Raw genomic sequence first — 13,987 nt, 5'->3', positions numbered from 1 at the left:
GTGAAATTAATGAAAATGCTTAGTGACATATCTCCTTTTTGTGTTATACTATTATTGGGATTGGAGATAAATAGTATAACGCATTCAAGGGGGATAACATATTATGACTCGTGTGGCAATTAATGGATTTGGACGTATTGGGAGAATGGTATTTCGTCAAGCAATAAAAGAAAGCGCATTCGAAATTGTAGCAATCAATGCAAGCTATCCATCTGAAACGTTAGCACACTTAATTAAATATGATACAGTTCATGGCAAGTTTGACGGAACAGTAGAAGCATTTGAAGATCACTTATTAGTTGATGGAAAAATGATTCGCCTTTTAAACAACCGCGATCCAAAGGAATTGCCTTGGACAGATTTAGGTGTTGAAGTTGTAATTGAAGCAACTGGTAAATTTAATTCGAAAGAAAAAGCAATTCTTCACGTTGAAGCTGGAGCGAAAAAAGTTATTTTAACAGCGCCTGGTAAAAATGAAGATGTAACAATTGTAGTTGGTGTGAATGAAGACCAATTAGATATTACAAAACATACTGTTATTTCAAATGCATCTTGTACAACAAACTGTTTAGCGCCTGTTGTGAAGGTGTTAGATGAGCAGTTTGGAATTGAAAACGGTTTAATGACGACAGTTCACGCTTATACAAATGACCAAAAAAATATTGATAACCCACATAAAGATTTAAGAAGAGCACGTGCTTGCGGACAATCAATCATTCCGACAACGACAGGTGCTGCGAAAGCGCTAGCAAAAGTTCTTCCGCACTTAAACGGAAAACTTCATGGTATGGCACTTCGTGTACCAACACCAAACGTGTCTCTTGTTGACTTAGTAGTAGATGTAAAACGCGATGTGACAGTTGAAGCTATTAATGATGCATTCAAAACTGTTGCAAACGGTGCGTTAAAAGGTATTGTAGAATTCAGCGAAGAGCCTTTAGTATCTATCGACTTTAATACAAATACACATTCAGCTATTATCGATGGTTTATCTACAATGGTAATGGGTGATCGTAAAGTGAAAGTACTTGCTTGGTATGATAACGAGTGGGGCTACTCTCGTCGTGTTGTAGATCTTGTAACGTTAGTTGTTGAAGAGTTAGCGAAACAAGAAAATGTGCAACACATTTAAGTGAATAAGGGAGGAGAGGGCAAGGCAATATTTGCCCTCTTTTTTTATTTTTTTCTGAAAAGGAAAAAAATTATATAAGTATATTTTAAAAAGTGGACATACCACGAAACGTTGTGATTACTGCATTTGTGAATCGTTTATTTTTTTTAGGGAAAAGTAAAGAGGAAAATATGACAGAAAATCGAAAAAACTGTTGTTGCAAAATGAAAATAAACAAAGTATACTAACACTCGTAAACTTAAGAGCTGAGGTACGTAGTCACTACTTAAAGGGTTAGGACCTCTCTGGACTAACTTTCCCCCGTGGTAGTGGAGCAAGCCAAATTGCAAATTAGTTTTCAATTCGAACAGTTAGAATAAATTTACAAGGGGGAACTGTAGAATGGATACTATGGATACGATGGGTCGTCACGTGATCGCTGAACTTTGGGATTGCGATTTCGACAAGCTTAATGACATGCCGTATATTGAACAATTATTTGTGGATGCAGCACTAAGAGCTGGTGCTGAAGTGCGTGAGGTTGCTTTCCATAAATTTGCACCACAAGGTGTAAGTGGAGTAGTAATTATCTCAGAATCACATTTAACAATTCATAGCTTTCCGGAGCACGGTTACGCAAGTATTGATGTTTATACTTGTGGGGATCGTATTGATCCAAATGTTGCTGCAGAATATATTGCAGAAGGTTTAAACGCGAAAACGCGTGAGAGCATCGAGCTTCCTCGAGGCACTGGTAGCTTCGAAATTAAGCAGAGAGAAACAAAAGCTCTTTAAAAAAGAACATAATTGATTTAAAATGTAAAGAGGTGTATAATGCACCTCTTTTTTAGTTTATAAAAAAGGAAAAATATAACGTACTCGTTAGTTGAATACATTGGACTCTTGCAAATGAGGTAGTGCCCTATATACCATCTTATTTTTAAGTATGAGATGATAAAGTGATGCGCTGAAACTTAAAGTGGTAAGAGAGTTAGAATGAGTTATATAATATTGTATATATATTTTAGGTGAATTGAGTAGAGAAAAATAAAGAGTATAGTGTAAAGGAGTGAATGAATTGCGTTGTCCATCCTGTTCTCATAATGGTACAAGAGTGTTAGATTCGCGTCCGGTAGACGAGGGGCGCTCTATTCGAAGAAGAAGAGAGTGTGAAAGTTGTTTAAGTCGCTTTACGACCTTTGAAAGGGTAGAAGAGTCACCTCTTATCGTTGTTAAAAAAGAAGGCACACGAGAAGAGTTTAATAAAGAAAAGATTTTACGCGGTTTAATTAAAGCGTGTGAAAAAAGACCAGTATCTTTAAGACAATTAGAAGAAGTAACACAAAGCGTGGAACGTGAACTGCGTAATTTAGGTATATCAGAAGTGAAAAGTGATATGATTGGTGAAATTGTTATGGAAGAACTTCGCGATATTGATGATGTTGCTTATGTACGTTTTGCTTCTGTATATCGTCAATTTAAAGATTTAAATGTATTTATTGAAGAATTAAAAGATATACTGCAAAAAGAAAGAGAGTAGAAGTTGTATTTTATTCTCTTTACATACCGTAAGTAATAGGATAAGAGAGCTAGAAGCGAAAGCTAATAGCTCTTTTTCACTAAGAATTTATATAATGAAGATAGAAGGAATGAAGTAGAGGATAGATTGGATGAGAGAAAGGAAAAGCAAGAATGGAAAAACAGTCATGGATGGAGCTATTGCCGATTGATCGTTATAAAGTAAGTGCGAAAGGGCTACTGCATAATTACGACCGAAAAGTATTGACGATGTTGTATCAGCCGTTAATAGGTAGTAGAGCTTTTAGCTTATACATGACACTATGGGGGGAGCTAGAGCAAGATCGTGTATTTGGAAAAGAGAATACACATCATTCCCTTATGGTGACTATGCAAATGCAACTTCCTGAAATATATGAGGAACGAGTAAAGTTAGAGGCAATTGGGCTTTTGAAGGTATATATTAAGAAAGAAAAAGATATTCGAATGTTCATATATGAGTTGCAACCACCTTTATCTCCGAAGCAGTTTTTTGATGATATTGTTTTAAGTATCTTTTTATACAATCGATTGAGTCGGACAAAATATAATCAAGTAAAGCAATATTTCTTAGAAGAAGAATTTGATTTTGCTTCTTATGAAAATGTTACGCGCTCTTTCAATGATGTGTTTGGTTCGTTTAATCCAGGACAGCTTGAGCATGCGCAAGAAGACCTTCGTATTCCAAAAACGACAACTATGCCAAGTAACGAGAAGGGAGACGCTCCGAAAGTTTGGAATGATTTCTTTGATTTCTCTTTATTTGTAGATGGATTGTCCGCTCTTGTTCCTAAAAAGGCGATTACAGATCAAGTAAGAGACTGCGTTATAACACTTGCTTACGTGTATGGTGTAGATGTGTTATCGATGCAAAATATCGTTCTTGGTGCGGTGACAGAGATGCAAACAATTGATATGGAAAGGCTTAGAAAAGGAGCGCGCGATTGGTATCAATTTGAAAATGGTCAAGCATTACCGGTACTAAGTGAAAGAGTACAGCCTCATGCTGCACGTACGATGAAAGAGAAAGAGCCTTCATCACAAGAGGAGATGTTAATAAAGCAGCTAGAGGAAATCTCGCCAAAACAACTATTGAAAGAGATTTCTGGTGGTGCAGAGGCAACGAAAGCGGACTTGCAAATCGTTGAAGATGTCATGATTAATCAAAAATTGACACCAGGAGTTGTGAATGTACTTATTTATTACGTTATGCTACGCTCAGATATGAAACTTGCGAAAACGTATGTCGAGAAGATTGCTGGGCATTGGGCACGTAAAAAGGTCGGTACAGTAGCGGACGCGATGGCGTTAGCGAAAGAAGAGAACCGTCAATATCAAGAGTGGGCTGAGACGAAGAAAAAAGGCCGTACGGCGAAGAAAACGGTACGAAAAGAAATGGTGCCAGATTGGCTTAAGGAAGAAGAGCCGAAAGAACAAGAGAAAGAAACGGCGAAGAAAGATGTAAGTGTAGAAAAAGATGCAAGTACGCTAGAAGATGAACGAAAACGATTAGAAGAAGTGTTAAAAAAATATAAGCGTGATTAATAGAAGAGAATGAACGCTCTTTGAGGTGAGAAAATGGAGCATATTCAAAATTCATTTACAAAATTAATGGAAAATGAAAACTTTAAAAATAGATATGAAGTATTAAAGGCAGAAGTAATGGCGCACCCGCGTGTAAAAGAATTTATAGACGAACATAAAGGTGAAGTAACGACTTCTATGATTGAGCGCAGTCTTGTGAAGTTATATGAATATATTGGACAAAGTGTAGGTTGCGTGGATTGTCCGGATTTAGGTGCATGTAAAAATATGCTGCAAGGATACGAGCCAAAGCTTGTTATTCAAGGGAAGATGATTGATATTCAATACGATCGTTGCGTTAGAAAAGTAGCATATGACGAGAGAAAGAAATATGAAAAACTCGTTCAAAGTGTATATATGCCAACGGATATTTTACAGGCAACTATGGAAAACTTAGACCCTTCTGATTTAAATGCACGTATCGATGCAATTGGCGCAGCGAATGAATTTTTAAGTACATATGAACCAGGTAAAAAAGCACAAGGTTTATATTTGTACGGTAAATTTGGTGTAGGAAAAACGTACCTTTTAGGAGCAATTGCGAACGAGCTTGCTCGAAAGAAAATAAGTTCGATGCTCGTATACTTCCCGGAATTTTTACGTGAAATTAAAAGTTCGATTCAAGATAATTCGATTGGCGAAAAGATTGATGCGGTTAAACGCGTGCAAGTTTTAATGTTAGATGATATCGGGGCAGAAGCGATGTCGAGCTTTGTGCGTGACGATGTGCTTGGTGCAATCTTGCAATTCCGTATGTTAGAAAACTTACCGACGTTCTTTACGTCTAATTTTGATTTTAAACAATTGGAACATCATTTAACGTATACACAACGTGGTGAGGCTGAAGAAATGAAGGCAGCACGTATTATGGAACGAATTAAATATTTAGCGAAACCAATTCCAATTGGTGGGAAAAACCGTCGTCATAAGTAAAAGAGCAAGCTGAGAAGCTTGCTCTTTTGTATTATAGTGATATTTTCTTTTCAAATATGAGATCGAAATATTCAGGTTGTCCAGAACTGCCAATCGTAGGGGCAACAATCTGTACGAACCTCCAGTCATCTCTAGCATGCTCTTGAATAATTTCTTGGTAGTCTTCAGCTAGTTTTGAGCGAGTGAGCCCCCAATGAAATTCGACTTTTACGAATTTATATTCAAACATTCAGATACCTCCCTTTAGTAATAAGTAAAGTATACAATAAAAAAATTCATAGTAGCTTGTATCATTTTTTTCTCCCTCCCTTAATATATATAAAATTAGCAAGCCATATTGAGTGGATTTTCTAACGATAGGAAATGTAATTCTACTAAGAGTGAACTTCACGCGGGACGGACTCTTATAGGATTTGTAACGTATAGATACAGTCCTTTAGAGCAGGGATAAAAGGGGGGACAAAAGTGATTGAAATTTGCTTCGAAGAAAAAAATGATGCTATGCACGTATATAGACAATTGCTGAAAAGAGCGGAAGTATTATATAAGGAAACGAGTGTGTATTTACAGGAACAAAAAGTGGTGATTCACATACCAGTACGTGAATCAAATTATATTGAAAAGATCTTATTGCCGGTAATGGTGTATTTTATTGTGAATGTGAAACAAAATGAGTGGATTTATACGATCTTAAAAGAAAAGTTTTTTTATGAAGAACAAGAAGAGTGTCATCAAATATTGCACATGGCACATGAGATTTTAAAGGGAAGAAGAAAAGGGGTAGCTCAGGATTTAACGCGTAACGCATTTGAGTCATATATTAAGTCTTCTTTAAATAATTGGCTTTGTGATCCGCTCTCATTCTCGTTTTCATCATATATCCGTTTTCGTCTTCGTACATATAGGGAAATGGTGGCTAAACTTGCGGAAGTGGCAATTGATGAATATAAGATGGAGCAAGAATACCAAATGTTCATTGAGACGCTTCGGCAACAAGTAAGTAGCCGTAAATCACGCTTGTCCTGCGTACATCTTATTTTTGATGAAAGCTTTATCTTTTATGATGATAAAGGTAGACGTTTAAAACAGGAGAAGTTGGTCCAATATATAGATGAGGAATTATTAAAGCAAAATGATGTATATATTGATACGAAAGTAATTGCGCCGCTTCTTTCTATTTCGCCCAAAAAGATTTATTTATATACGAAAGAACAAGACCATAATATGATTATTACTTTGCGAAATGTGTTTCAAGAACGGGTCCAATTACATGGATTACATGATTTTGAGCGCAATGTGAAAAATTTAAAAAATAAAGGTAACGCCCTTGATTTTCTAAGTTTTTGAGCATATAATTACCTACATAAATGAAATATATCGAAATGTCATGATGAGGACATGAGTAGTTTTCTACGATTTTCAGAGAGGGAAGCCTTAGGGTGTGAGCTTCCTAGTACGGGATTATTACTTACCACCTCTAAACTTTAGCAGTGAACGGTTTTTCTAGTAATTGCTAACGGACAACACCGTTATGTTGAACTTGAGCAATTAACAATTATGTTAATTGGAACAAGGGTGGAACCACGAATTCAACACTCGTCCCTTTTTACGGGATGAGTGTTTTTTATTTTGAGAAAAAGAGGAGTGACCAGTGATGGCAGATGTAGTTAAAATTACTTTCCCTGATGGAGCTGTGAAGGAGTTTCCAAAAGGCGTAACAACTGAAGAAATCGCAGCTTCTATTAGCCCAGGCTTAAAGAAAAAAGCTGTAGCTGGAAAATTAAACGATGAGATGATCGATCTTGTTACACCAATCGAAGAAGATGGTGCAGTTTCTATTATTACATTAGATTCTGAAGATGGCTTATATATTTTACGCCATTCAACAGCCCACCTTTTAGCACAAGCGTTAAAACGTTTATATAAAGATGTTAAGCTTGAGCTTGGCATTGGTCCAGTAATTGAAAATGGCTTCTATTACGATATCGATATGGAAGAAGCAATTACAGTTGAAGACTTCAAGAAAATCGAAAAAGAAATGCAAAAAATCGTGAACGAAAACTTAGAAATCGTTCGTCATGAAGTACCACGTGCAGAAGCACTTCGTCGCTTTGAAGAAATTGGTGATGAGTTAAAATTAGATTTAATTAACGATCTTCCAGAGGATGCAGTTATTTCAATCTATGAGCAAGGCGAATTCTTCGACCTTTGCCGTGGTGTTCACCTTCCATCTACAGGGAAAATTAAAGTGTTTAAATTATTAAGCGTTGCAGGTGCTTACTGGCGCGGCGATAGCAATAATAAAATGTTACAACGTATTTACGGTACTGCATTCGTTAAGAAAGCAGAATTAGATGAGCACTTACGTATGCTTGAAGAAGCGAAAGAGCGCGATCACCGTAAATTAGGTAAAGAATTAAAACTATTTACTAATAGCCAAAAAGTAGGACAAGGTTTACCACTTTGGTTACCAAAGGGTGCAACAATTCGTCGTATTATCGAGCGTTACATCGTTGATAAAGAAGCAAGCTTAGGCTATGATCACGTATACACTCCAGTATTAGGAAGTAGAGAGTTATATGAAACTTCTGGTCACTGGAATCACTACCGTGATGGCATGTTCCCATCAATGGAAATGGATAATGAAGAATTAGTTCTTCGTCCAATGAACTGTCCTCACCATATGATGGTTTATAAAAATGATATTCACAGCTACCGTGAATTACCAATCCGTATTGCGGAACTTGGAACAATGCACCGTTATGAAATGTCAGGTGCGTTATCTGGGTTACAACGTGTACGCGGAATGACTTTAAACGATGCGCACATTTTCGTTCGTCCAGATCAAATTAAAGAAGAGTTAAAACGTGTTGTAAACTTAACTCTAGAAGTGTACAAAGATTTCGGTTTAGAGAACTACTCATTCCGTCTATCTTATCGTGATCCAGCAGATACTAAAAAGTATTATGCGGATGATGAGATGTGGGAAAAAGCACAAGGTATGTTAAAAGAAGCTATGGATGAAATGGGTCTTGATTACTATGAAGCTGAAGGTGAAGCAGCATTCTACGGTCCAAAACTTGATGTTCAAGTTCGTACTGCTCTTGGAAAAGACGAAACACTTTCAACTGTACAATTAGACTTCTTACTTCCAGAACGCTTTGAATTAACTTATGTTGGCGAAGACGGTAAGCAACATCGTCCAGTTGTAATTCACCGTGGTGTTGTATCAACTATGGAACGCTTCGTAGCCTTCTTAATTGAAGAATACAAAGGTGCATTCCCAACTTGGTTAGCTCCAGTTCAAGTACAAGTAATTCCAGTTTCTCCGCAAGTACATTTAGACTATGCGAAGAAAGTACAAGACGAATTGCGTCGTGCTGGTATCCGTGTTGAATTAGACACTCGTGAAGAGAAGATCGGTTACAAAATCCGTGAAGCACAAATGCAAAAAATTCCGTACATGCTTGTAGTAGGTGACAATGAAGTAACTGAAAACGGCGTAAACGTACGTAAATATGGTGAACAAAAATCAGAAACAATCGCATTAGATGCTTTTGTTGACATGATTAAAGTAGAAGGAAAACGATAAGAAAAAGCCGCGGTATACCGCGGCTTTTCTTTGTAATATAAAAGAGAAAAACTAGAAAAAATAACCATGTAACACTTATCATAAAAAAGTATTGCAAGTATGTTAGTTGTTTGTTACAATATTTCTTGTTGTTAGTAAAACACATCGCGTCTTCTTGACAGACGTCATGTCCTATGATAAACTCATCAAGGATAATAGAATATTGTTTTGTGGAACAAGTAGAAGCACCCGCTTCTCACCTGATGGACGCATTCGCAGTTAGCAGGTAAATGTATTTCTTACTTAAGATTTTACAAGTGTGGGTGTCGTATGCCCGCACTTTTTTTGTCGGGTTCTATGACTACAAAATATGTTCTGAGAAAACCTTGGAGGTGGCTTACTATTAGCAAGGATATGATGATTAACGAGCAAATTCGTGCACGTGAAGTACGTTTAGTTGGCGCAAATGGCGATCAACTTGGAATCAAGTCTCGTAATGACGCTTTAGACTTAGCTGCAAATCTTAATCTTGATTTAGTATTAGTTGCTCCAAATGCGAAACCGCCAGTATGCCGCATTATGGACTACGGTAAATTCCGCTTTGAGCAACAGAAGAAAGAAAAAGAGCAGCGCAAAAATCAAAAAGTAATTAGCATGAAAGAAGTTCGTTTAAGTCCAACAATTGATGAACACGACTTTAACACAAAACTTCGTAATGCTATCAAGTTTTTAGAGAAAGGCGACAAGGTTAAAGCGTCAATTCGCTTTAAAGGACGTGCCATTACTCATAAAGAAATCGGTCAACGTGTTTTAGATCGCTTCTCAGAAGCTTGTGCTGAAGTTAGTACAGTTGAATCTAAGCCTAAAATGGAAGGACGCAGTATGTTCTTAGTTTTAGCACCGAAAAACGATAAGTAATAGATAGAGGAGGAAATACCTATGCCTAAACAAAAAACTCATCGCGGCGCTGCAAAGCGTTTCAAAAAGACTGGATCAGGTAAACTGAAACGTTCTCACGCTTACACAAGCCATTTATTCGCTAACAAATCTACAAAAGCTAAACGTAAACTACGTAAAGCTGGTGTAGTAAGCGCTGGTGACTTCAAACGCATTCGTCAAATGCTTGACAACTTAAAATAAGTTCGGCTGATATATAGAACAATTAGGAGGTAATATTATGCCAAGAGTAAAAGGTGGTACAGTTACTCGTCAACGTCGTAAAAAAGTAATTAAATTAGCAAAAGGTTACTACGGTTCAAAAAATACATTATTCAAGGTTGCTAACCAACAGGTTATGAAATCTCTAATGTATGCATTCCGTGACCGCCGTCAAAAGAAACGTGACTTCCGTAAATTATGGATTACACGTATCAACGCAGCAGCTCGTATGAATGGTCTTTCTTACAGCCGCTTAATGCACGGTCTTAAAAATGCTGGCATCGAAGTTAACCGCAAGATGCTTGCTGACTTAGCTGTTCATGACGAAAAAGCTTTCGCTGAATTAGCAACAGTTGCAAAAAACAACATTAACTAATTAATTAGTTGAAACCTTAGAAGAATTTTCTTCTAAGGTTTTTTGTTTGTGTTCAGAGAGAAGTTTGAAGTTCTAAAGATTAACGGATGTGTTGTTATCGATATGACAAAATCAACATAAAAACTATAGTGATATAGAAGAATATACATATGAAGTCAGGAGAATCCTCCTGGCTTTTTTTAATTATGCACGTTTGGAAAGAAGAGTATCTTTCCTAGCCGAAACGACACTGCTATAATGGAAAGATGATATGGAACTTTCATCAGATGAACAATTTAAGAGTGATGACTGAAACGTATTTGCAAATTAAGGACAAGCTATTTTATAAAGAGGTAGATAGCTGACTTATTCATAAGAACTGAAACATAATAATGAACTTTGAGATGAAACAACATTGTTGCGTAAAATGCGATGTTGGAGGAGGACAATAGAATGGACTTACTACAACTATTTAAATTACAAAAAGAATTAGATGACCGTATTGCAAAAGAACATGACTTACAACCGAAAAAATTGTTAAAAGAAAAAATGTTAGCTCTTCTTGTAGAAATTGGTGAACTTGCAAATGAAACACGTTGTTTTAAATATTGGAGCAACAAACCAGCTTCGGAACGTGAAGTAATATTAGAAGAATACGTAGATGGTTTGCATTTTATTTTATCAATCGGAATTGATTTAGGTATTGATAAAAACTTCTTATTCTATAAATGTGCACAAACGAATAAAACACAAGTGGAAATTTTCTTAGACACATATGCGAAAGTAATTCGTTTTACAGATCAACCATCTATTACAAACTATATTGAATTATTTACGAGCTATCTTCGACTTGGACAAGCACTTGAATTTGAGCAAGAAGAGATTGAAAAAGCATATTTAGATAAAAATGAGGTAAATCATCAGCGTCAAACACAAGGATACTAATTTAATTTTTGAATATTTCAATTTAATTATTGTATAATGAATTGACTGAAGAAAAAGGAGGGTGTTGGCAATGACAAAATTAGACGCGACATTGACAATGCTAAAAGAATTAACGGATGCACGTGGTATTGCTGGTAACGAACGTGAACCACGTGAAGTAATGAAGAAATATATCGAGCCGTTTGCGGACGAACTTTCTACTGATAATTTAGGGAGTTTAGTTGCGAAAAAAGTAGGGGAAGAAAACGGCCCGAAAATTATGGTTGCAGGTCATTTAGATGAAGTTGGATTTATGATTACACAAATCGATGACAAAGGTTTCCTTCGCTTCCAAACGGTTGGTGGCTGGTGGTCACAAGTTATGCTTGCACAGCGCGTGACGATTGTAACGCGTAAAGGAGATGTAACAGGTGTAATTGGTTCAAAACCACCGCACATTTTACCTCCAGAAGCTCGTAAAAAGCCAGTTGAAATTAAAGACATGTTCATCGATATCGGTGCTTCTAGCCAAGAAGAAGCGATGGAGTGGGGCGTACGACCAGGAGATCAAGTTGTACCGTACTTTGAATTCCAAGTGATGAAGAATGAAAAAATGTTACTTGCAAAAGCGTGGGATAACCGAATCGGTTGTGCAATTGCAATTGACGTATTAAAACAACTAAAAGATGAAAAGCATCCAAACGTTGTATACGGCGTTGGAACTGTACAAGAAGAAGTTGGTCTTCGTGGCGCAAAAACATCTGCGAATTATATTAAACCAGATATCGCGTTCGCAGTAGATGTTGGTATCGCTGGAGATACACCGGGTGTAACGTCAAAAGAAGCGCAAAGTAAAATGGGCGATGGACCACAAATCATTTTATATGATGCTTCTGTTATTGGACATACAGGTTTACGTGATTTCGTAGTTGATGTTGCTGATGAATTACAAATCCCGTATCAATATGATTCAGTAGCGGGCGGAGGAACGGATGCGGGTGCGATTCACATTGCTGTAAATGGTATTCCTTCTATGGCAATTACAATTGCAACGCGCTATATCCATTCTCATGCGGCAATGTTACATCGTGATGATTATGAAAATGCAGTGAAGTTAATTGTAGAAGTTATTAAACGTCTTGATAAAGAGGCTGTACATAACATTACATTTAATTAATAGAAAAAGCGAAGGAGATTCTCCTTCGCTTTTTTATGTTTTAAAAAGGCCGTTCTAATCCCGCTGCAGTATGAGCGCCTAAAATAATTAAACGAGTTAATTGCATCGCCATAAAATGCGGGGTATATATCATTCCTCTTTTAAGCCATGACATAATCATCCCTAGATGGGCACCAGTAACATAACTAATGAGAATATCGCGTGGAACCATTAGTTTTTCATCGTTAGGTTGTGAAATAGAGAGGCTTAATGTTAAATGCGTTTGAATTGCTTTCATCATCTTATACGTATAGTTTCCGGCAGCTTTATCACCAAGCATGACGTTATAGAAGTTAGTGTTTTCTGCAATATGTTCGAACAAGGCCAAAAAACTTGGATGTGGCGAATCAAATGTTAGTTGGAAATCTTCTTTATTTCTATTTCTCGGTTTAATTACTTCAGTTAGCTTTTCTAACATTTCTTCAATGCTTTTGTCTAGTAAGTCATATTTATCGTGGTAATGGCTATAAAATGTAGCGCGGTTTACAGGAGCGCGTTCTGCAATATGTTGAACAGTAACATTTTCAAAACCTTTTTCGCCTACTAAAGCGACAAAAGCATCCTGTATGAGTTGTCTCGTCCGTTTTACACGTGGATCATTTGTATTTTTAATAGACATTTTTATTTCCCCTCGTTTAATTTTCTGTACTTAAACAACATATTGGTATTATATTGTTGTTTAAACGACATTTCATACGTAAATTGTCGGTTGTAGATTCAAAATAATTATTTATAATTATAAACGATAGTCCTTCAGAAATCAGCACCGCTCGCAGGTAGATAAATTTCGATTTACGCTGCAGATGGTGTGATTTTTTTGTTAAAAGGTTAATATAATTAACAATTAAACAATCTAAACAATAAGGACATAAATAGTTTAGAAAAAAATTATATGCGATATAAGGAGAGGAATGCAATGAATCAGTTTCGAAGAATGGTAATTATCAACATTATCACATTAATTGTACTAGTTGGCGGCGGTATTGGCGGTTATTACTATTACAATCAAACGGAAAATTACTTAAAAACAGACAATGCAAAGATTGATGGAAAGGTAATTCCGGTTGCTTCACCAGTAGCAGGTAAACTAACTGACTGGAAAGCTGAAGTAGGAAAAAATTATAATGAGAACGATAAATTAGGTACTGTTACTGTAGCGGCAGCTAATGGAGAACAAACAGTAGATGTAACAATTCCACAAAATGCAACAGTTGTACAATCAAACGCAACAACAAATGCTTTCGTTGGAGCAGGTAGCCCGATTGCTTATGCATTTGATATGAACAATTTATGGGTAACAGCAAACATTGAAGAAACAGATGTTGATGATGTTCAAAAAGGTCAAGATGTAGATGTGTATGTAGATGCATACCCAGATACAACGTTAACAGGAAAAGTAGAACAAGTTGGCTTAACAACAGCGAATACATTCTCTATGTTGCCATCAAGCAACGCAACAGCGAACTATACGAAAGTAACACAAGTAGTACCAGTTAAAATTTCTTTAGATCATAGCAAATCAGTAAATATTGTTCCTGGCATGAATGTGACAGTTCGTATTCATAAGTAAGGGGGAGA

At 36.5% G+C, this 13,987-nt stretch carries 15 protein-coding genes and 2 other annotated features; of the genes, 13 read left to right on the top strand and 2 right to left on the bottom strand.

Annotated features, from left to right (window positions below):
• Positions 1 to 103 precede the first annotated feature (103 nt).
• From N2V79_RS22455 to dnaI, 5 genes are all read left to right on the top strand, one after another.
• Positions 104 to 1,132, top strand: a complete 1,029-nt coding sequence (locus tag N2V79_RS22455) for a glyceraldehyde-3-phosphate dehydrogenase (RefSeq protein ID WP_000198974.1) — start codon at positions 104 to 106, stop codon at positions 1,130 to 1,132.
• Between the two features lie 390 nt (positions 1,133 to 1,522).
• Entirely contained in the window at positions 1,523 to 1,906 is a 384-nt protein-coding gene (speD, locus tag N2V79_RS22450) for an adenosylmethionine decarboxylase (protein ID WP_002003660.1), read from the top strand.
• A 283-nt stretch (positions 1,907 to 2,189) separates the two neighbouring features.
• Entirely contained in the window at positions 2,190 to 2,651 is a 462-nt protein-coding gene (nrdR, locus tag N2V79_RS22445) for a transcriptional regulator NrdR (protein ID WP_001203687.1), read from the top strand.
• 152 nt (positions 2,652 to 2,803) lie between these two features.
• Entirely contained in the window at positions 2,804 to 4,213 is a 1,410-nt protein-coding gene (locus tag N2V79_RS22440; RefSeq protein WP_000415025.1) for a replication initiation and membrane attachment family protein, read from the top strand.
• A gap of 33 nt (positions 4,214 to 4,246) precedes the next feature.
• On the top strand, positions 4,247 to 5,185 hold the full coding sequence (gene dnaI / locus N2V79_RS22435; protein WP_000400120.1) for a primosomal protein DnaI: 939 nt from the start codon (positions 4,247 to 4,249) through the stop codon (positions 5,183 to 5,185).
• Between the two features lie 31 nt (positions 5,186 to 5,216).
• On the opposite strand, the gene N2V79_RS22430 is transcribed toward dnaI, so the two are convergent.
• Positions 5,217 to 5,414 (bottom strand): DUF4177 domain-containing protein, encoded by a 198-nt coding sequence (locus tag N2V79_RS22430; RefSeq protein ID WP_000464454.1) that lies wholly within the window; start codon positions 5,412 to 5,414, stop codon positions 5,217 to 5,219.
• A 236-nt stretch (positions 5,415 to 5,650) separates the two neighbouring features.
• On the opposite strand from N2V79_RS22430, the gene ytxC reads away from it, so the two are divergent.
• The 7 genes from ytxC to N2V79_RS22395 all read left to right on the top strand — a co-directional run bounded on the left by ytxC (position 5,651) and on the right by N2V79_RS22395 (position 12,370).
• Complete coding sequence (gene ytxC, locus N2V79_RS22425) at positions 5,651 to 6,532, top strand: putative sporulation protein YtxC (RefSeq protein ID WP_000569629.1); 882 nt, start codon at positions 5,651 to 5,653, stop codon at positions 6,530 to 6,532.
• Between the two features lie 31 nt (positions 6,533 to 6,563).
• Positions 6,564 to 6,792 (top strand) — a binding site (T-box leader).
• Positions 6,793 to 6,839: 47 nt separating this feature from the next.
• Positions 6,840 to 8,777 (top strand): threonine--tRNA ligase, encoded by a 1,938-nt coding sequence (thrS, locus tag N2V79_RS22420; protein ID WP_000786077.1) that lies wholly within the window; start codon positions 6,840 to 6,842, stop codon positions 8,775 to 8,777.
• Between the two features lie 210 nt (positions 8,778 to 8,987).
• Positions 8,988 to 9,108 (top strand) — a sequence feature (ribosomal protein L20 leader region).
• A gap of 62 nt (positions 9,109 to 9,170) precedes the next feature.
• The gene (gene infC / locus N2V79_RS22415; protein ID WP_000973215.1) at positions 9,171 to 9,674 is read left to right on the top strand and encodes a translation initiation factor IF-3; all 504 of its coding nucleotides are present in this window, start codon (positions 9,171 to 9,173) and stop codon (positions 9,672 to 9,674) included.
• Between the two features lie 21 nt (positions 9,675 to 9,695).
• Positions 9,696 to 9,896, top strand: a complete 201-nt coding sequence (gene rpmI, locus N2V79_RS22410; RefSeq protein ID WP_001125945.1) for a 50S ribosomal protein L35 — start codon at positions 9,696 to 9,698, stop codon at positions 9,894 to 9,896.
• Positions 9,897 to 9,933: 37 nt separating this feature from the next.
• Entirely contained in the window at positions 9,934 to 10,290 is a 357-nt protein-coding gene (rplT, locus tag N2V79_RS22405) for a 50S ribosomal protein L20 (protein ID WP_001138362.1), read from the top strand.
• Between the two features lie 432 nt (positions 10,291 to 10,722).
• The gene (locus N2V79_RS22400) at positions 10,723 to 11,214 is read left to right on the top strand and encodes a dUTP diphosphatase (protein WP_000365050.1); all 492 of its coding nucleotides are present in this window, start codon (positions 10,723 to 10,725) and stop codon (positions 11,212 to 11,214) included.
• Positions 11,215 to 11,284: 70 nt separating this feature from the next.
• Positions 11,285 to 12,370 (top strand): M42 family metallopeptidase, encoded by a 1,086-nt coding sequence (locus N2V79_RS22395; RefSeq protein ID WP_000163555.1) that lies wholly within the window; start codon positions 11,285 to 11,287, stop codon positions 12,368 to 12,370.
• 40 nt (positions 12,371 to 12,410) lie between these two features.
• On the opposite strand, the gene N2V79_RS22390 is transcribed toward N2V79_RS22395, so the two are convergent.
• Positions 12,411 to 13,028, bottom strand: a complete 618-nt coding sequence (locus tag N2V79_RS22390) for a TetR/AcrR family transcriptional regulator (protein ID WP_000023672.1) — start codon at positions 13,026 to 13,028, stop codon at positions 12,411 to 12,413.
• Positions 13,029 to 13,325: 297 nt separating this feature from the next.
• Here N2V79_RS22390 and N2V79_RS22385 point away from each other — a divergent pair, with 297 nt between their 5' ends.
• Entirely contained in the window at positions 13,326 to 13,979 is a 654-nt protein-coding gene (locus N2V79_RS22385; RefSeq protein ID WP_001071419.1) for an HlyD family secretion protein, read from the top strand.
• Positions 13,980 to 13,987 lie beyond the last annotated feature (8 nt).

This window comes from Bacillus sp. CH_70 (assembly GCF_038007045.1).
Classification (GTDB): Bacteria; Bacillota; Bacilli; order Bacillales; family Bacillaceae_G; genus Bacillus_A; species Bacillus_A cereus.
The sequence above is the reverse complement of the archived record's forward strand: the minus strand, read 5'-3'. Positions and strand labels throughout refer to the sequence as shown.

Bases quoted from the DNA above. Each gene is read 5' to 3' on its own strand.
- N2V79_RS22395 (WP_000163555.1), top strand. From the start codon at position 11,285: ATGACAAAATTAGACGCGACATTGACAATGCTAAAAGAATTAACGGAT.
- N2V79_RS22440 (WP_000415025.1), top strand. From the start codon at position 2,804: ATGGAAAAACAGTCATGGATGGAGCTATTGCCGATTGATCGTTATAAA.
- N2V79_RS22400 (WP_000365050.1), top strand. From the start codon at position 10,723: ATGGACTTACTACAACTATTTAAATTACAAAAAGAATTAGATGACCGT.
- N2V79_RS22430 (WP_000464454.1), bottom strand. From the start codon at position 5,414: ATGTTTGAATATAAATTCGTAAAAGTCGAATTTCATTGGGGGCTCACT.
- speD (WP_002003660.1), top strand. From the start codon at position 1,523: ATGGATACGATGGGTCGTCACGTGATCGCTGAACTTTGGGATTGCGAT.
- N2V79_RS22390 (WP_000023672.1), bottom strand. From the start codon at position 13,028: ATGTCTATTAAAAATACAAATGATCCACGTGTAAAACGGACGAGACAA.
- N2V79_RS22385 (WP_001071419.1), top strand. From the start codon at position 13,326: ATGAATCAGTTTCGAAGAATGGTAATTATCAACATTATCACATTAATT.
- infC (WP_000973215.1), top strand. From the start codon at position 9,171: ATGATGATTAACGAGCAAATTCGTGCACGTGAAGTACGTTTAGTTGGC.
- rplT (WP_001138362.1), top strand. From the start codon at position 9,934: ATGCCAAGAGTAAAAGGTGGTACAGTTACTCGTCAACGTCGTAAAAAA.
- thrS (WP_000786077.1), top strand. From the start codon at position 6,840: ATGGCAGATGTAGTTAAAATTACTTTCCCTGATGGAGCTGTGAAGGAG.
- N2V79_RS22455 (WP_000198974.1), top strand. From the start codon at position 104: ATGACTCGTGTGGCAATTAATGGATTTGGACGTATTGGGAGAATGGTA.
- dnaI (WP_000400120.1), top strand. From the start codon at position 4,247: ATGGAGCATATTCAAAATTCATTTACAAAATTAATGGAAAATGAAAAC.
- rpmI (WP_001125945.1), top strand. From the start codon at position 9,696: ATGCCTAAACAAAAAACTCATCGCGGCGCTGCAAAGCGTTTCAAAAAG.